The sequence below is a fragment of the Streptomyces sp. ActVer genome, from assembly GCF_027270795.1.
Lineage (GTDB): Bacteria > Actinomycetota > Actinomycetes > Streptomycetales > Streptomycetaceae > Streptomyces > Streptomyces umbrinus_A.
The window spans coordinates 1-16,395 of sequence record NZ_JAPWHT010000039.1; the positions used below are offsets into that span (position 1 = coordinate 1).

Here is a 16,395-nt window from a genome sequence, read left to right on the forward strand (position 1 = left end):
AACACGATGGCCGCACCTCTGCGCCGCGCGGGCGGAGACGGGGGTGCCCCCGGACGGAGTCTGGGGGAGAACAAAAGGAGGATGGCGTGACGGTCACCGCTCCCAATCCCGCCCCCGCCGCCGAGGTGCCCAAGTCCAGCGGCACCCGGCTGGTGGACCGCGTCTTCAAGATGCGCGAACTCGCCATCCTGGTCGTCTTCCTGGTGATGATCGTCATCACCCAGATCGGCAACAGCGACTTCCTGTCCGAGCAGGGCATCAAGGACCTCCTGCTGAACGCGACCATCCTCGTACTGGTCGCCACCGGCCAGTCGCTGGTCGTCATCACCCGCAACGTCGACCTGTCGGTCGGCTCGACGCTCGGCATCAGCGCGTTCGCCGCGGGCACCTACCTCCAGGGAGGCGGCAGCTCCGTCGTCGCCGTGGCCCTCGCGGTCCTGCTCGGCATCGGCTGCGGACTGGTCAACGGACTGCTCGTCAGCCTCGGCCAGGTGCCCGCGCTGGTCGTCACCCTCGGCACGCTCTACATCATCCGCGGTATCGACTCCATCTGGGTCGGCTCCCGGCAGATCACCGCGGCGGGCCTGCCCGACGGATTCATCGACTTCGGCTCCGGCGGTCTCTCCGCCGTGCCGTGGCTGGCGATGATCGCGCTGGCGGTGCTGATCGCGACGGCGTACTACCTCAAGCACTTCGGCAGCGGCCGCGAGCTGTACGCGCTCGGCTCCAACCCGGAGGCCGCCCGCCTCGCCGGCATCCCCGTACGCAAGCGGATCCTCGCCGCCTACACCTTCTGCGGTGCCCTCGCGGGGCTCGCGGGCGCGCTGTACCTCGCCCGGTTCGGCAACGTCGACTCCGGCACCGGCAACGGCTACGAACTCACCGTCGTCAGCGCGGTCGTGGTCGGTGGCGTCGTCTTCACCGGTGGCTCCGGCAGCGTCTACGGGGCGGCCCTCGGCGCGCTTCTCCTGACCTCCATCAACAGCGTGCTGCCCGCCCTCGGCGTCAGCTCGGTCTGGGTGCTCGCCATCAACGGCATCCTGCTCATCCTCGCCATCGCGGTCGACCGGATCGTCGCCCTGCGCGTGGCGACCGCCCTGAAGAAGAGGAACGCCCGCCATGGCTGACTCCGCTCTCGCGCGCGCCGTCCGCTGGTCCGCCTTGAAAAGGTGGGATTCTGCCGTCGGCGCCCTCCTCATCGTCGTCCTGCTGCTGTCCTTCGGAACCGTGGACGGCTTCGGCAACGCCCTCAACCTGTCGTTCCTGCTGGGCAACACACTGCCCATCGCGCTGATCGCCCTGCCGATGACCCTGCTCGTGGTCTCCGGCGAGATCGACCTCTCGGTCGCCTCCACGGCCGGGCTGTCCGGCGCGGTGATGGGCGCCCTCTGGAACGAGGGGATGACGATCGAGACGATCATCCCGATCTGTCTGCTCCTCGGCGTGGTGTGCGGGCTGATCAACGGTCTGCTGGTGACACGGCTCGGACTGCCGTCCCTCGCCGTCACCATCGGTACGCTCGCCGCCTATCGGGGCATCGCGCAGATCGTCCTCGGCTCGGACGCGGTGACCGACTTCCCCACCCAGTACCTGGACTTCGCGTCCGGACGCATCGGCGACACCTTCATCCCGTACGCCTTCCTGCCCTTCCTCGTGCTGCTCGCGATCGCGGTGGTCGCGCTGCACGCGACGCCGTTCGGACGCTCGCTGTTCGCGATCGGGGCCAATGAGGAGGCCGCGCGGTTCGCAGGCATCCGCGTCAAGCGGCAGAAGCTGATCCTGTTCACCCTGACCGGTCTCATGGCCTCACTGACCGGCATCTTCTGGGCGCTGCACTACGCCAGCGCCCGCTACGACAACGCCACCGGTCTCGAACTCTCCGTCGTGGCGGCCGTCCTGCTCGGCGGTATCGACTTCGACGGCGGCAAGGGCACGCTCGGCGGCGCGATCGCCGGGGTGTTTCTGCTCGGGGCGCTGCAGAACGTGATGAGTCTGCAGGACGTCTCCGCGCAGTCGCAGATCGTCGTCACCGGTGTCCTGTTGGTTCTGTCCGTGCTCGGCCCGCGCGTTGCGCGGCAGATCTCCATCGCGCGGGCGGGGCGCAGAGCGCAGAGCTCCGCTGGTTAGGCCGTTTGAAATCTGCGGGCCGTCTGTGGCTGGTCGCGCAGTTCCCCGCGCCCCTGATGGGGCGCACCGTACTCATCCCAGTAAAGGATCCAGCCATGCGCAAGTCATCCCTCCGCCGAGCCTGTGCGGTTCTCGCTGCCACCACCTCCCTGGCGCTGGCTCTCACCGCCTGCGGTGGCGGTACCTCCAAGGACGACGTCAAGGACGAGGGCGGTTCGAACGCCACCGCCGGCAAGGCCGACCCGAACGCGGCCACCAAGAAGGGGCTGACCGTCGGCTTCCTGCCCAAGGCGGTCAACAACCCGTACTTCACCTCCGCCGACAAGGGCGGCGAGAAGGCCCTCACCGAGCTGGGGTCGAAGTACAAGGAGGTCGGCACCAGCAGCGCCACGGACACCTCGGGGCAGGTGAGCTACGTCAACACCCTCACCCAGCAGCAGGTCGACGCGATGGCCGTCTCCGCGCAGGACCCGGGCGCCCTGTGCACCGCGCTCAAGCAGGCCATGAAGAACGGCGTCAAGGTCGTCACGTACGACTCCGACACCAAGGCCGACTGCCGCAACGCCTTCGTCTCGCAGGCCAGCGCCGAGGCCCTCGGCCGTACCGAGGTCCAGCTCCTCGCCGAGCAGATCGGCTACAAGGGCGAGATCGCGATCCTGTCCGCCGCGCAGACCGCGACGAACCAGAACACCTGGATCGACTTCATGAAGGACGAGCTCAAGGACCCCAAGTACAAGGACATGAAGCTGGTCAAGGTCGCGTACGGCAACGACGACGCCCAGCAGTCCTTCCAGCAGACCCAGGGCCTGCTCCAGGAGAACCCGAAGCTGGCCGGGATCATCTCCCCGACCACCGTCGGCATCAAGGCGGCCGCCCAGTACCTGTCGGGCTCGAAGTACAAGGGCAAGGTCAAGCTCACCGGCCTCGGTACTCCGAACGACATGCGCAAGTACGTGAAGAACGGCACCGTCGAGGCCTTCGAGCTGTGGGACCCGGCGAAGCTCGGCGAACTGGCCGCGCGTACCGCCGTCGCGCTGTCGTCCGGTCAGATCACGGGCAAGGAGGGCGAGACCTTCAAGGCCGGTGACATGGGCAGCTTCACCATCGGCAAGGACGGCGTGATCGACCTCGGCAAGCCGACCGTCTTCGACAAGAAGAACATCGACCAGTACGACTTCTGATCCCCCCTCACCACCCGGGAGTTGCCCTTCATGCAGCGCGTCTGTTTCCTGCTCAAGGTCCGCGAGGACCGGCTCGACGAGTACCGCGAGAGACATGCCGCCGTGTGGCCCGAGATGCTCGAAGCACTCTCGGCCACCGGCTGGCACAACTACTCGCTCTTCCTTCGCGAGGATGGCCTGCTGGTCGGCTACTTGGAGACCGAGGACTTCGCGGCCGCGCAGGCAGGAATGGGGGCCGCCGAGGTCAACGCCCGTTGGCAGGCCGAGATGGCGCCGTTCTTCGAATCGCTGGACGGCGCCAGGCCCGACGAGGCCATGAAACCCCTCACCGAGGTGTTCCACCTCGCCTGACCCGCGGTGCCCTTCCCCGCTCGCCCCGCTCTTCCCCTCGCTCGTTCTCCTCGTCCCCGCACGCCCAGGAGCCCCGAACATGAAGAGACGCACCCTGCTGGCGACCGCCCTGCTCGGCAGCGTGGCGGCCCCCGGCATCGCCGGCACCGCCCGGGCCGCCGACCCCGGTCCCTCGGTCACCCAGACCGGCAACACCACGCTCGACGGCCAGGCCATCTTCTTCGTCTCCTACGACGGCCTCGTCAACAACAACTCGTTCCAGAAGAACGGCCTGCTGACCTACAAGGGCTACCAGTACGCCGTCTGGTACACCGCCGACCGCAACGCCGTCGTCGGCCGCCGTGTCCTCGGCGGGAGCACCTGGTCCACCGTCAAGGTCGGCCACACCCTGCGGTACAACGACTCCCACAACGTCATCTCGATGGGCGTCTCCAAGGTCGACGGCCGCCTCCACCTCAACATGGACTCCCACAGCGACGGCTTCACCTATGTGAAGTCGGTGGCCGGGCTCATGGACAACCCCGCCGGGCTGAGCTGGACCGCGAGCCGCTTCGGAGCGCCGCAGTCCACCCTCGACGGGCTCGCGCTCACCTCGCAGTTCACGTACCCGCAGTTCATCTCCACGCCCGACGGAAAGCTCCAGCTGAGCTACCGGGTCGCGGTCTCCGGCAACGGCCGCAACGCCCTCGCCGAGTACGACGGCACGTCCTGGACCGGCCTCGGCGAGTGGACCAGCTCCACCGGCACCTACACCAGCGAGCACGGGGCCAGCACCGTCCGGAACATGTACCTGCACGGCATCGACTACGACAAGAACGGCCGGCTGCACTCCTTCTTCACCTGGCGCGAGCAGAACGGCGCCGTGATGTGCAACGGAGGCGGCATCACCAACCACGACACCGGCTATGTCTACTCGGACGACCGCGGCCGCACCTGGCGCAACAACGCGGGCACGGTGGTCGGCACCACCGGCGGCTCCGACAAGGTCGCCGTCACCGACAGCGGACTGGTGATCGACGCGATCAACCCGGACCACTCCCTGATGAACCAGGAGAGCCAGTTCACCGACTCGGCGGGCCGCCCGCACGCGATCATCAGTTACGTACCGGGCCGCTTCGGCCAGTGCACCACCAACTACGTCGCCGACCGGACGGCCAACGGCCGCGCCTTCCACGTCCGCAAGACGTCCACCGGCACCTGGCGCAAGACCGAGATCCCGGTCCCTCTGAACTCCAGCCAGCGCACCAAACTGGTCCTGGACAAGTACGACAACGCGTACGCGATCCTGCCCTTCGGACGGATCGTCGCCGCGTCGGCCGCCTCCGGGCACACGGACTGGACGACGCTGTTCGACGGCAGCGGCCTCAACGCCTTCGGTGAGGTCGTGGTCGACGAGACCCGGATCGCCCAGGACGGCGTGCTGTCGATCCTCTACCAGGTGAAGTCCAGCGGTACGACGCCCTCGGCGCTCCATGTCGTGGACTTCAAGCTGCCCGCATGACGGAGTCCGTTCCACGTGGGCACGCGGGTAATGTGACTGCGTGCCCACCACTCCCCGTTCCCCGGAGGTAACCGCCTGATGGCCCAGTCGGTGGGTATCAAGGACGTCGCACGAGTCGCCGGAGTCTCCGTCGGCACGGTCTCGAACGTCATCAACCGCCCGGACACGGTCGCCTCCGAGACCCGCGCGCGCGTGCTCTCCGCCATCGACCGGCTCGGCTACGTCCGCAGCGAGTCGGCCCGGCAGCTGCGTGCCGGACGCAGCCGGATCATGGGCCTGCTCGTGCTCGACATGGGCAACCCCTTCTTCGTGGACGTGGCACGCGGCGCCGAGCGGGCCGCCCGCGAGGCCGGGCTCGGCGTGATGGTCTGCAACAGCGCGCAGAGCCCCGGCGAGGAGGCCGACTACCTGTCGCTCTTCGCCGAGCAGCGGGTGCGGGGCGTCCTGTTGACCCCCGCCGACGCGACCGGGCGCAACATCGAGGCGTTCCGCCGTCACGGCATCCCCTTCGTGCTCGTCGACCGCGTCGCCGAGGGCACCACGGAGTGCTCGGTGTCGGTCGACGACGTGGCGGGCGGCGCCCTGGCCGTACGGCACCTGATCGACGCGGGCCACCGCTCCATCGCGTACGTGAGCGGGCCGCCCGGGCTGAACCAGGTCAGGGACCGCCGGACGGGCGCCCTGTACGCGCTCGGCGAGGCGGGGCTCGGCCCGGAGTGCCTGCGCGAGCTGCCCACCGAGCGGCTCGACGTGGCCGCGGGCCGGGACGCAGGCGCCCGCCTCCTCGGCCTCGGCGACCGCCCGACCGCGGTGTTCTGCGCCAACGACCTGCTCGCCCTCGGCGTCCTGCAGGCCATGTTCGCGGCCGGGGTGAGCGTCCCGGACGACCTCGCGATCGTCGGCTACGACGACATCGAGTTCGCGGCCGCCGCGGCCGCCCCGCTGACCTCCGTACGCCAGCCCGCCGTGACGATGGGCGCGCTCGCCGCCTCGCTCCTCCTGGAGGAGACCGAGGCCGAGACCGCACCCACCCCGCACGAGCACCAGCGCGTGGTGCTCCAGCCGGAGCTGGTGGTGCGGCGCTCCAGCCTTCCGCCGCGCTGAGCGGTCGTTCAGTACGTAGGCGGTTCCCGGCCTGATCGGCCGGTCAGTACGGATTTCTTGATCCCCGGGCTCGGCTCGCCGGAGAACTTGTGCTGAACTGGTTCGCGGTCAGGAATCCGTCCGTCTCGGGAGCCCCTTTTGAGCGCCAGCTACCGTCAGCCCGGTGTCGTCCTCAGTGACCGCCGCTTCACCGTGCCCCTCGATCACGACAACCCCTCCGGGGAGACGATCGAGCTGTACGCCCGTGAAGTGGTCGGCAGCGACAAGGCGGACCAGGACCTGCCCTGGCTGGTGTATCTCCAGGGTGGCCCGGGCTTCGGGGCGAATCGTTTCGTCGGTAAGCAGGCCTGGCTCGGCCGCGCCCTGGAGGACTACCGCGTCCTGCTGCTCGACCAGCGCGGCACCGGCAGCTCCACGCCCGCCAACCGGCAGACCCTCCCGCTGCGCGGCGGCCCCCGCGAACAGGCCGACTACCTCGCGCTGTTCCGCGCCGACTCCATCGTCCGCGACTGCGAAGCGATCCGCCCGACGGTCACCGGCGGCGCCCCCTGGGCCGTCCTCGGCCAGAGCTTCGGCGGCTTCTGCGCGGTCCACTACCTCTCCACCGCGCCCGAGGGCCTCAGCACCGCGCTGATCACCGGCGGCCTGCCCAGCCTCGACGGCCACGCCGACGACGTCTACCGGGCCGCCTACCCGCGCATCGAGCGCAAGGTCGCCGCCCACTACGCGCGTTACCCCCAGGACGTCGAGCGGGCCCGGCGCATCGCCGAGCACCTCCTGCGGCACGAGCCCGTCCTGAACGGCGGCTACCGCCTCACCGTCGAGGCCTTCCAGTCCCTCGGCATCCTCCTCGGCGGCAGCGAGGGCAGCCACCGCCTGCACTACCTCCTGGAGAACGCCTTCGTCCGCACCGCCCAGGGCCCGGCCCTCTCCGACGCCTTCCAGGAGGACGTCCAGTCCCTCCTCTCGTACGCCGGCCACCCGCTGTACGCGCTGGTACACGAGGCCTGCTACGCCCAGGGCGACCGCCCCACCGCCTGGTCCGCCGAGCGGGTCCGCGCCGACTTCCCGCAGTTCGACGCCGCCAAGACCCTCGCGGGCGACGGTCCGGTCCTCTTCACCGGCGAGTCCGTCCACCCCTGGACCTTCGACTGCGACCCGGCCCTGCGCCCGCTCCGCGAAGCGGCCGACCTCCTCGCCGAACGCACCGACTGGGCGCCGCTGTACGACCCCGACCGCCTCGTCGCCAACGAGGTCCCCGTCGCCGCGGCCGTCTACCACGACGACATGTACGTCGACACCGACCACGCCCTGAGCACGGCCCGCACGATCCGCGGCCTGCGCACGTACGTGACGAACGAGTTCGAACACGACGGGGTACGGGCGGGCGGCCCACGTGTACTGGACCGCCTGATCGGTCTGGTGCGAGACGAGGCCTGAGGAGGGGGCGCGGGCAAGTGTTTTCAGGGGCGCGGGGAACTGCGCGATCAGCCACATGCGGCCCGCAGACTTCCAACGGCATGGTCACTTAAACGCATAACCTACGACTATGACCGAGCCGACGAACAACCAGCTCAAGCCCATGCCCGAGGACTGGAAGCGCGCGCTTGCCGTCGTCGCCCACCCCGACGACCTGGAATACGGCTGCTCCGCGGCGATCGCGGCGTGGACGGACGGCGGCCGCGAGGTCGCCTACGTCCTCGCGACGCGCGGCGAGGCCGGCATCGACACCCTGGAACCGTCCAAGTGCGGCCCGCTGCGCGAGCAGGAGCAGCGGGCCGGCGCGGCCGTCGTGGGCGTCACCGCGGTGGAGTTCCTCGACCACAGGGACGGCGTCGTCGAATACGGCACCGCCCTGAGGCGGGACATCGCGGCCGCGATCCGCAGGCACCGCCCCGAGTTGGTCATCACCCTCAACCACCGCGACACCTGGGGCGGGGTCGCCTGGAACACGCCCGACCATGTCGCCGTCGGCCGGGCGACCCTGGACGCGGCCGGGGACGCCGGCAACCGCTGGATCTTCCCGGAGCTGGGCCTGGAACCCTGGAACGGAGTGCGCTGGGTCGCCGTGGCGGGCTCCAACGCCCCCACACACGCCGTGGACGCGACCCCCGGCATGGAGCGCGCGGTGCTCTCCCTGCTCGAACACCGCACCTACATCGAGGTGTTGACGGACGAGGACCCCGAGACGTACGTACGGTCGTTCCTCACCGGCTATGCGCAGACCACCGGTGAACGCTTCGGCGGGAAACCCGCGGTCGCCTTCGAACTCTTCAGCCGATGAGTGAGGGCGACAGACAGAGTCGGCCATGAGCGAAGATCTGGCCCTGGCCTTCGAGACCCATCGCGGCCGGCTCCGGTCCGTGGCCTACAGGATGCTCGGCTCGCTCAGCGAGGCCGACGACGCCGTCCAGGAGACGTGGCTCAGGCTGAGCCGCTCGGACACCTCGCAGGTGAACAGTCTGGCGGCCTGGCTGACGACGGTGGTCGGCCGGATCTGCCTGGACATGCTGCGCTCGCGGACCTCACGGCGCGAGGAGTCCCTCGACACCCACGTCCCGGACCCGGTGATCGACCGGATCGATCGGATCGATCGGATCGACCGGCTCGACCCCGAGGAAGAGGTGGTGCGGGCGGACTCCGTCGGGATCGCCCTGCTCATCGTCCTGGAGACCCTCGACCCCGCCGAGCGCCTCGCGTTTCGTCCTGCACGACATGTTCGCGGTGCCGTTCGACGACATCGCGCCGATCGTGGACCGCAGTCCGGCCGCCACGCGTCAGCTCGCCAGCCGCGGCCGGCGGCGGGTGCAGGGGGCGGCCCCGGTGCCCGATCCCGACCTGTCGAGGCAGCGGACGGTGCTCGACGCGTTCCTCGCCGCCTCGCGCGGCGGCGACTTCGAGGCTCCCCCAGGCTCTGAAGGAGCTGGGGGGGGACCCCCAGTCGCGGTGCTCCACCCGGACGTCGTGCTGCGTGCCGACTCGGGCGCCCTGGTCGGCGGAGCGGCGGTGTCGAAGCTGGTCCGCGGTGCCAAGGCGGTGGCCGAACAGGCACTGCTGTTCCGGCAGTTCGCCGAGTACGCCAGGCCCGCGCTCATCAACGGCGCGGTGGGGGTCGTGACGGCGCCCGACGGGCAGCCGATGTCGGTCACCGCGCTCACGATCGTGGACGGGAGGATCGTCGCCACGGACATCCTGTCGGACCCGGAGCGGCTCGCGAGCCTGGAGTTCGGAGGAGTACTGGCGTGAGGCCCTTTCGGGCTCAGGCGGCGACCGGCTCGCGCATCGTGCGCAGCGGGCCCACGATGCGTCCGTCCGGCAGGAGTTCGCCGGTGTCGTCGAAGACGATGGTGCCGTTGCACAGCAGGTTCCAGCCCTGTTCCGGATGGGCGGACACGACGACCGCGTCGTGGTGGTCGGGGCTGTCGGCGGTGGGGCACGAGGGCCAGTGGGTGCACATGACGTCTCTCCGGGGTCTGTGAAGGGGCTCTTTCCTCCGTGATAGCGGAGTTTGTTTTCAGCTGTATTAGAGACGCCTCCGGCGCCCAAAACTCATCGGTGAGTTCGTTGCCCGCAAGGGAGTTGGATGTCCGGGAGGCCGAACGGTCTCCCGGACGCCGGTGATCGGTGGAGGGGCGCGCTGCGTAGGGTGGGGGACATGCAAGACGAAACCGGCACCGCAGCACCCGCCCCCACCGAACTGAAGGCGGACTGCGCCCAGTGCTTCGGGCTGTGCTGTGTGGCGCTGCCCTTCTCCGCCTCGGCGGACTTCGCGATCGACAAGGCCGCCGGAAGCCCCTGCCGGAACCTCCGGACGGACAACCGCTGCGGCATCCACACGGAGTTGCGGCAGCGTGGCTTCAACGGCTGCACGGTCTACGACTGCTTCGGCGCGGGCCAGAAGGTCTCGCAGGTCACCTTCGAAGGCGCGGACTGGCGCTCGGGCTCGGGGGAGCGGGCCCGGCTCATGTTCGACGTGTTCCCGGTCGTGCGACAGCTCCACGAGCTTCTCCGGTATCTCACCGAGGCGTTGGAGCTGCCCGCGGCCCGCCCGATCCACCCCGAACTGCGCCGCGAGCTCGACAGGGCCGAGGCGCTCACCCGCCGGGCCCCGGAAGAGCTCGCCGGGCTGGACGTGTCGCCGGTCCGCCAGGACGTCAACGTCCTGTTGCTGCGCGCCAGTGAGCTGGCGCGTGCCGGCCTCGGCCGGGGCAGGAAGAAGGAGCGCCGGGGCGCCGACCTCATGGGCGCCCGCCTCAAGGGCGCCGATCTGAGGGGCGCCGACCTCCGTGGCGCCTACCTCATCGCCGCCGACCTGACGGGCGCCGATCTGCGGAGCGCGGACCTGATCGGTGCCGACCTGCGCGACACCGATCTCACGGACGCCGACCTGACCGAGGCGCTCTTCCTCACCCAGCCGCAGGTCAACGCCGCGAAGGGCGGCCCCGGCACCAGACTCCCGGCGTCAGTCACCCGCCCCGGTCACTGGACACCGTGAGGCCGAGGACGTGTCCGACACCGCCGGGACCTCCGGCTGCGCGGGAGCCGCGGGGGAGCGGCGGTCGAGGTGCAGCGTCAGCCCCTCCGGCATCAGCGTGAGCCGCTCGGCCACCCGCAGCCGGTACGCCGGGTCCGGCCGCAGCTCGTAGCGGCGCAGCAGCAGCCCCAGCACCAGCGTCGCCTCGTGCAGCGCGAACTGCCGCCCGATGCACGCCCGCGCACCGGTCCCGAACGGCTTGAACGTGTGCGCGGGCCGGGCCCGTACGGCACCCGGCTCGAACCGGTCGGGATCGAAGCCCTCCGCGTCCGCGCCCCACACCTGGGGGTCGCGGTGCAGCAGCGGGATCAGGACCAGGGCCCACGCGCCCCGGCGCATCGGATGGACACCGCCGAGGACCGTGTCCTCCTTGGCCTCACGGGCGTACGCGGGCGCCGTCGGCCACAGGCGCAGCGACTCGTCGAGCACACGCCGTACGTACCGGAGCCTGGCGACCTGCTCGTAGGCCGGTTCGGGTGTGTCGCCCCAGACGCGGTCGACCTCCGCGCGGGCGCGGGCGGCGATGTCGGGGTGCTGCGCGAGGTAGTGCAGGGCGAAGGAGAGCGCGCCGGACGTCGTCTCGTGGCCCGCGATCAGGAAGGTGATGACCTGGCGGCGGATGTTCTCCGGCGTGAGGCGCTCGCCCGTCTCCGGATGGGCCGTGTCCAGCATCCGGTCCAGCAGGTCGCCTTCCCCGGCAGGCCCGTTGATACGGGCCTCGACCACGTCGTCGACCGTGCGGTTGAGGTACGCCACGTCGGCGTCGTTGCGGCGGGTGGCGGAGCGCATCAGCACCGGGGCCAGCGGCACGGGCACGACGTTGAGCCGCTGCGCGTACATCAGGGCGCCCACCATGGCCGTGACGAAGGGGTGCGGCCGGGTGCGCTCGAACGAACCGAAGTCGTGGCCGAAGCCGGTGCGGGCGATCGTCTCCAGCGTCAGCTTGGTCATGTCGCCGGGCACGTCGACGGCCCGGCCCGCCGCCCGCTCATCGTCCCAGCGGTCCGTCAGCCGGCCCGTCACCTCCAGCATCATCGCGTGGTAGCTCTCCATCGCGTCGCGGCTGAAGCCGGGCGACAGCACGTCGTGCGCCAACTGCCAGTTGGGCTCGTGGTTGTACGCCGTGAACAGGCCGTCCCCGGCGACCGGCCGCAGGTTGGCGACCCCCAGCCCCACGTGCTTGGCGAACCGCGACTCGTCCGCCATCTCGCCCGAGAGCTTCGCACCCCACACGAAGACGATCTCCTTGCCGAACCCCTTGCGCCGGAAGATCGGACCGAGCTGTCGCCCGACGCGCAGCGAATCCTGCAACGGGGTGCGGAGGTTGACGCCGACGACGTCACCGACCAACGGCACGCGGTGCGGCGGACGCGGGATGCGGCGCAGCTCGGGCCAGCCCAGCTCGGCACTGCGGAACCCCTTCGGCAGCGTGCTCCTCGTCGTCCCCGCCATCACGCCATCTCCCTTGTGCCGACTGCCGGTTGGGCTTGTTGTACGCGGATTCAACAGCGACTGTCAGTGTGATCCCGCTGTTGAACCGACGTCAAGTAAGGTGCGGACATGGCCGCCAACGAGGGGGAGCGCACACGCCGTCGGCTCAGTACCGAGGAGCGCCGTGAGCAGTTGCTCTCGGTCGGGGCGCGGCTGTTCTCGGAGAGCCCGTACGAGGACGTGTGGATCGAGCAGGTCGCCGAACTCGCGGGCGTCTCACGAGGTTTGCTGTACCACTACTTCCCGACCAAGCGGGACTTCTTCGCGGCCGTGGTGGAGCGCGAGAGCAGGCGGATGCTGCGGGTCACCGCCGCCGTGCCCGGCGTGCCGGTGCGCGAACAGATCGACGCCGGACTCGACACCTTCCTGGAGTACGTCCAGGCACACGCCCACGGCTTCCGCGCCTTCCATCGCGCCGAGGCGGCGGGGGACCAGGCCGTGCGCAGGGTGTACCGCGAGACGCTCGCCGCGCAGCAGCGGCAGATCCTGGAGGCGCTCGCGGCGGACCCGGAGACCGCCTGGACCGAGGAGGACCTGCCGACGCTGCGGATCGCCGTGCGGGGCTGGCTGGCCTTCATGGCGGCGGCCTGTCTGGAGTGGCTCAAGGAGCCCGGTCTGTCCCGGGATCAGGTGCGCGACCTGTGCGCACGGGCGCTGTTGGGTGCCATCACTCCGTGAATTCCCCGTCACCAAGGTGTGACGACGGTGCCGCGTGGTTGGCGTACACCCCGATCTTCGATAGGTTAGGCAAGGCTTACCTAAGGGAGGATTGGGATGGGTGACCGTCACAGCTGGACGGCCGCGCCGGCCACGGCACAGCGTGCCCGCTCGGTGCTCGCCGCGGCATGGTCCTGCGCGGTGACCGCGGAGGGCGGTCGGGAGGAGTTCATCGGCGTGCACACCGTCGCCGAGGACGGCCGGGTGCTGCTGCACCTGCCGGACGACAGTACGCTCGCCGCGACCGCGACCGCGACCGCGATCTGCGCGCCGCGCGGAGAGCCGTCCGCCGTCCTCGAGTTCGCCGATGTGGCGCCCGTCCCCGTACGGAACCGCATCCGCGCCAGGCTCTGGATGGCCGGCTGGTTCGCGCCGGAGGAAGGACACTTGGCGTTCCACACCACGCGCGCCGTGCTCCGCGAGCCCGGCGGGGCGGTCGTCGTGGACCTCGACGAGTTCGTCATCGCCGAACCCGACCCGCTGGCCCTCGCGGAGGCGCAGTTGCTGACGCACCTCGCCGACGCCCACCCGGACGCGGTCGAGCGGCTGACCCGCCTCGTCGAACCGGACAGCCTGCACGGCGCCGTGCGCGTACAGCCGCTCGCCGTCGACCGGCACGGACTGACGCTGCGCATCGAGCGGGCACGCGGCCACGGCGACGTACGACTGCCCTTCCACCGGCCCGCCGACAACGTCGGGCAGCTCACCGAGCGCATGCACGTCCTGCTCACACAGGCGAGCAGCGCGAGCTGCCCGCGTGCGCTGCAGCGGCAGCGCACGGAGGGCGACGGGTGAGGTGAACACTCCGGCCGCGGGCCGGAGCCGCATTCACCACTCGCCGTCCACGACGGGCTTGCCCGGTGCGTCTCCCAGCGGCTTGACCTGCTGGGGCGACGGCGGTTGCCACGGCGTGTGGTCGTCGCCGAGCCAGTCGCCGACCGGCTTGACCTCGCCGAGCGCGTCCGTGGGATCGAGGTCCGCGGCGTCCTGGTCGTAGTAGTCGAACCAGGGCAGTCCGGCCCTGGTGTAGGCCGCGCGGTCGACGGGCGACGGCGGGGGCGCCTCACCCGTGATGCGGCGCCACTCGGGCGGCGTCACGAGGTGGACGAAGACACGGCCGGCCGCCGTGGTCGCCCAGTCCGACAGCGGACGGTCGTCCTTGTAGACCTCCTGGCGCATCGAACCGCCGACGCCGAGACCCATCGCCGCCGCGGCGCGGGGCGCACTGCCCGCCGACGCCGGAGCCGGAGCCGGAGCGGGAGCGCCCCACTGGGGCGCGGAACCGGGCGCCATGGGCATCGCCGCGCCGTAGCCGGCCGCCTCGGCGCTCCTGCGGCGCTGCTCAGCCGCCTCCGCCAGCCGGCGCTGCTCCTCACGCCAGGCGCGCAGTGCGGTGTCGTTCAGCGGGAACGACTGCAGCTGTACGCCGCCCCACACCTCCTCGCCGGTGACCTGGCCCTCGATCGTGGCACCGAGACCGAGCGGGACCGCCACGAACTGACGGACCGTGCCCTTCCCGGAGTTGATGCCGTCGAGCCACGGCTGACGGGGCAGGACCACGTAGTTCTGCGGATTCCGCGCGGGCCGGGGGCTCCACGGCTTGCCGGAGACCGCGCACACCTTGCCGACGCCCACCTGGAGAGCGGCCGGTTCCGACGTACCGCCGAAGCTCAGCCACATCGCCTCGCGCAGATACACCGGCAGCATCACCCCGCCCCGCGCCAGCCACTCCGCGGGCACCGTCTCCGGGTAGTCCTCCACGCGCCGCAGCGGGAACTCGCCGAGCCTCGGGGGCAGGGGATGCGTGCCCGTCTCGGGCAGGCGCAGGGTACGGATGAACCGGACCTGCACACCGCCCGCCAGTCGCAGTGAGTTCCCGTCGATCCGCACCGTGCCGTCGGCCATCCGTAACTCCCTTTGTCGTCATGTGGACATGTCGTTCCGCGATCGCCGTGTGCGTACGTCCCTCGTCGTGAGGGACGTACGCACATGGCGACCGGCACGTCACGTAGTACGACGTGAGGGGGCGGTACGGTTCCGCCGTGCGGCGCGCAGCCGTCGGCGGAGGCGGTCCAGGCGGGGCATGCGCTCGCGCTGTTCCTGCGTACAGCGGTCCAGCTCCTCCAGGAGCCGGCGCGAGCGGTGCTCCATGTCGAGTTCGTCGAGTATCCGGGTGACCTCGGTGAGGACGGCGCCGTGCAACTGCCACTGCCGGGCGTCCCGCTGGACCTCCTCCAGCAGGAGCTGGCCCAGCTTGTCGCGGGTGGCGGTCGCGGCGACGAGCTCGGAGGCGAGCCGGGACTCCGCCGACTCCGCGCTGTGACTGACATCGGTGGTGACGAGGACGGCGAAACTGACCACGGCGTCACCGACCTCGGCGAGCAACTGCTCCAGGGTCGCCCCGATCTCCGCCTCGAACAACGGCTCGGGCGCCCGCTCCTTGGCGAGGTCCGTGAGGGTGCGCGCGAGGACCCGCAGCACCACCGTGCAGATCTCCAGGGTGTCGAGGCCGGTGCGCAGCACGACCCGGTGCAGCAGTCCCTCCCGTACACGCGGATTGAGCCGCAGGCTGTCCTCGGCCTGTTTGAGGGCCGCGTCCACCTCGACGATGTCGTGGTCGAGCTCCCGTGCCTCGTGGAGCCGCGCCGCCGCGACCGCCACCGGAGTGCGGCCGGCGGCCTCCTCGCCGACGCGCAGCAGCAACTGCCGCATCCGGCGCGCCAGATCCTCGATGGACTCGCCCGCCGCGCCGACCCACACCGGGGGAGCGAACAGCAGATTGCAGCCGAATCCCACCAGAGCGCCGATCAGCGTCTCCAGGATCCGCGCCCAGGCCGTGTCGCCGACCCGGGTGACGCCGAGGACGAGCATGGCGCTGATCGCCACCTCGGGCACGAACTCGCTGACCCGCACCAGATGCCCGACGGCCAGCGAGGCGAGGATGAGCAGCCCCAGACTCCACCAGGTCAGCCCCACGAGCGCGCTGAAGACGATGGCGACGAGGACGCCCGCCACCACGGAGTTGACCCGCCGTATGCCGGTCGTGAGGGTGGCGTAGAGCGTCACCTGGACGACGAGGAGCGCCGTCAGGGGTGCGGTGAGAGGGGCTGCCTCCGGACTGAACCGCAGCGCCACCACGTACGCGATCGTCGCGGCCGCCGCCGAGCGGACCGTCTGGACGATCACCGGCTCCTGGCGCCACTTCGCGACCCGGGCACTGCCCGCGGCCCACGCCTCACGTACATCTCGCATCCTTGGGCACTTCCCGTTCCACAGCCGCACCGAACTCGTCCAGACGGCGCAGCTCACCCGAGACGACGGCAAGGAGGCACAGGCCGAACGGCCAGTCTGACACGGCCGGGAACGCGTTGACCACGGCCGTTACGGCC

General features: G+C 70.6%; 15 protein-coding genes and 1 pseudogene. 12 read left to right on the forward strand and 4 right to left on the reverse strand.

Annotated features, from left to right (window positions below):
* Nucleotides 1–86 precede the first annotated feature (86 nt).
* The 9 genes and pseudogenes from O3Q52_RS09290 to O3Q52_RS09330 all read left to right on the forward strand — a co-directional run bounded on the left by O3Q52_RS09290 (nt 87) and on the right by O3Q52_RS09330 (nt 9,510).
* Nucleotides 87–1,127 carry an ABC transporter permease gene (locus O3Q52_RS09290; RefSeq protein ID WP_269648344.1) on the forward strand — a complete coding sequence of 347 codons (1,041 nt, stop codon included), beginning with the start codon at nt 87–89 and terminating at the stop codon, nt 1,125–1,127.
* The gene (locus O3Q52_RS09295) at nt 1,120–2,127 is read left to right on the forward strand and encodes an ABC transporter permease (RefSeq protein ID WP_269648345.1); all 1,008 of its coding nucleotides are present in this window, start codon (nt 1,120–1,122) and stop codon (nt 2,125–2,127) included. The genes O3Q52_RS09290 and O3Q52_RS09295 overlap by 8 nt, the downstream gene beginning before the upstream one ends.
* A gap of 95 nt (nt 2,128–2,222) precedes the next feature.
* Nucleotides 2,223–3,308: a rhamnose ABC transporter substrate-binding protein gene (gene rhaS, locus O3Q52_RS09300; protein ID WP_269648346.1), complete on the forward strand. Its 1,086-nt coding sequence runs from the start codon at nt 2,223–2,225 to the stop codon at nt 3,306–3,308.
* Between the two features lie 30 nt (nt 3,309–3,338).
* On the forward strand, nt 3,339–3,659 hold the full coding sequence (locus O3Q52_RS09305; RefSeq protein ID WP_269648347.1) for an L-rhamnose mutarotase: 321 nt from the start codon (nt 3,339–3,341) through the stop codon (nt 3,657–3,659).
* A 79-nt stretch (nt 3,660–3,738) separates the two neighbouring features.
* Entirely contained in the window at nt 3,739–5,160 is a 1,422-nt protein-coding gene (locus O3Q52_RS09310) for a BNR repeat-containing protein (protein ID WP_269648348.1), read from the forward strand.
* A gap of 78 nt (nt 5,161–5,238) precedes the next feature.
* Nucleotides 5,239–6,264, forward strand: a complete 1,026-nt coding sequence (locus O3Q52_RS09315) for a LacI family DNA-binding transcriptional regulator (protein ID WP_269648349.1) — start codon at nt 5,239–5,241, stop codon at nt 6,262–6,264.
* A gap of 138 nt (nt 6,265–6,402) precedes the next feature.
* Complete coding sequence (locus tag O3Q52_RS09320; RefSeq protein ID WP_269648350.1) at nt 6,403–7,704, forward strand: alpha/beta fold hydrolase; 1,302 nt, start codon at nt 6,403–6,405, stop codon at nt 7,702–7,704.
* Between the two features lie 109 nt (nt 7,705–7,813).
* Entirely contained in the window at nt 7,814–8,548 is a 735-nt protein-coding gene (locus tag O3Q52_RS09325; RefSeq protein WP_269648351.1) for a PIG-L deacetylase family protein, read from the forward strand.
* Between the two features lie 25 nt (nt 8,549–8,573).
* Nucleotides 8,574–9,510 (forward strand): annotated as a pseudogene (locus O3Q52_RS09330) (sigma-70 family RNA polymerase sigma factor).
* 13 nt (nt 9,511–9,523) lie between these two features.
* Here the strand turns inward: O3Q52_RS09330 and O3Q52_RS09335 are convergent.
* Entirely contained in the window at nt 9,524–9,721 is a 198-nt protein-coding gene (locus O3Q52_RS09335; protein ID WP_269648352.1) for a DUF5999 family protein, read from the reverse strand.
* Nucleotides 9,722–9,919: 198 nt separating this feature from the next.
* Between O3Q52_RS09335 and O3Q52_RS09340 the strand changes: the two genes are divergently transcribed.
* Complete coding sequence (locus tag O3Q52_RS09340; protein ID WP_269648353.1) at nt 9,920–10,759, forward strand: pentapeptide repeat-containing protein; 840 nt, start codon at nt 9,920–9,922, stop codon at nt 10,757–10,759.
* Here O3Q52_RS09340 and O3Q52_RS09345 read toward each other — a convergent pair.
* Nucleotides 10,727–12,250 (reverse strand): cytochrome P450, encoded by a 1,524-nt coding sequence (locus O3Q52_RS09345; protein ID WP_269648354.1) that lies wholly within the window; start codon nt 12,248–12,250, stop codon nt 10,727–10,729. The genes O3Q52_RS09340 and O3Q52_RS09345 overlap by 33 nt on opposite strands.
* A 108-nt stretch (nt 12,251–12,358) precedes the next feature.
* On the opposite strand from O3Q52_RS09345, the gene O3Q52_RS09350 reads away from it, so the two are divergent.
* Together O3Q52_RS09350 and O3Q52_RS09355 are read left to right on the forward strand one after the other, a co-directional pair.
* Nucleotides 12,359–12,967, forward strand: a complete 609-nt coding sequence (locus tag O3Q52_RS09350) for a TetR/AcrR family transcriptional regulator (RefSeq protein WP_269648355.1) — start codon at nt 12,359–12,361, stop codon at nt 12,965–12,967.
* 96 nt (nt 12,968–13,063) lie between these two features.
* Nucleotides 13,064–13,801 carry a DUF2470 domain-containing protein gene (locus O3Q52_RS09355; RefSeq protein ID WP_269648356.1) on the forward strand — a complete coding sequence of 246 codons (738 nt, stop codon included), beginning with the start codon at nt 13,064–13,066 and terminating at the stop codon, nt 13,799–13,801.
* 33 nt (nt 13,802–13,834) lie between these two features.
* On the opposite strand, the gene O3Q52_RS09360 is transcribed toward O3Q52_RS09355, so the two are convergent.
* Together O3Q52_RS09360 and O3Q52_RS09365 are read right to left on the reverse strand one after the other, a co-directional pair.
* Nucleotides 13,835–14,911 (reverse strand): hypothetical protein, encoded by a 1,077-nt coding sequence (locus tag O3Q52_RS09360; RefSeq protein ID WP_269648357.1) that lies wholly within the window; start codon nt 14,909–14,911, stop codon nt 13,835–13,837.
* 99 nt (nt 14,912–15,010) lie between these two features.
* Nucleotides 15,011–16,258: an aromatic acid exporter family protein gene (locus tag O3Q52_RS09365; RefSeq protein WP_269648358.1), complete on the reverse strand. Its 1,248-nt coding sequence runs from the start codon at nt 16,256–16,258 to the stop codon at nt 15,011–15,013.
* Between the last annotated feature and the right edge of the window lie 137 nt (nt 16,259–16,395).

What these genes read in the sequence shown, in the direction of transcription:
- O3Q52_RS09315 (WP_269648349.1), top strand. Translation starts at nt 5,239, where the DNA reads ATGGCCCAGTCGGTGGGTATCAAGGACGTCGCACGAGTCGCCGGAGTC.
- O3Q52_RS09355 (WP_269648356.1), top strand. Translation starts at nt 13,064, where the DNA reads ATGGGTGACCGTCACAGCTGGACGGCCGCGCCGGCCACGGCACAGCGT.
- O3Q52_RS09310 (WP_269648348.1), top strand. Translation starts at nt 3,739, where the DNA reads ATGAAGAGACGCACCCTGCTGGCGACCGCCCTGCTCGGCAGCGTGGCG.
- O3Q52_RS09335 (WP_269648352.1), bottom strand. Translation starts at nt 9,721, where the DNA reads ATGTGCACCCACTGGCCCTCGTGCCCCACCGCCGACAGCCCCGACCAC.
- O3Q52_RS09305 (WP_269648347.1), top strand. Translation starts at nt 3,339, where the DNA reads ATGCAGCGCGTCTGTTTCCTGCTCAAGGTCCGCGAGGACCGGCTCGAC.
- O3Q52_RS09360 (WP_269648357.1), bottom strand. Translation starts at nt 14,911, where the DNA reads ATGGCCGACGGCACGGTGCGGATCGACGGGAACTCACTGCGACTGGCG.
- rhaS (WP_269648346.1), top strand. Translation starts at nt 2,223, where the DNA reads ATGCGCAAGTCATCCCTCCGCCGAGCCTGTGCGGTTCTCGCTGCCACC.
- O3Q52_RS09350 (WP_269648355.1), top strand. Translation starts at nt 12,359, where the DNA reads ATGGCCGCCAACGAGGGGGAGCGCACACGCCGTCGGCTCAGTACCGAG.
- O3Q52_RS09295 (WP_269648345.1), top strand. Translation starts at nt 1,120, where the DNA reads ATGGCTGACTCCGCTCTCGCGCGCGCCGTCCGCTGGTCCGCCTTGAAA.
- O3Q52_RS09340 (WP_269648353.1), top strand. Translation starts at nt 9,920, where the DNA reads ATGCAAGACGAAACCGGCACCGCAGCACCCGCCCCCACCGAACTGAAG.
- O3Q52_RS09325 (WP_269648351.1), top strand. Translation starts at nt 7,814, where the DNA reads ATGACCGAGCCGACGAACAACCAGCTCAAGCCCATGCCCGAGGACTGG.
- O3Q52_RS09345 (WP_269648354.1), bottom strand. Translation starts at nt 12,250, where the DNA reads ATGGCGGGGACGACGAGGAGCACGCTGCCGAAGGGGTTCCGCAGTGCC.
- O3Q52_RS09365 (WP_269648358.1), bottom strand. Translation starts at nt 16,258, where the DNA reads ATGCGAGATGTACGTGAGGCGTGGGCCGCGGGCAGTGCCCGGGTCGCG.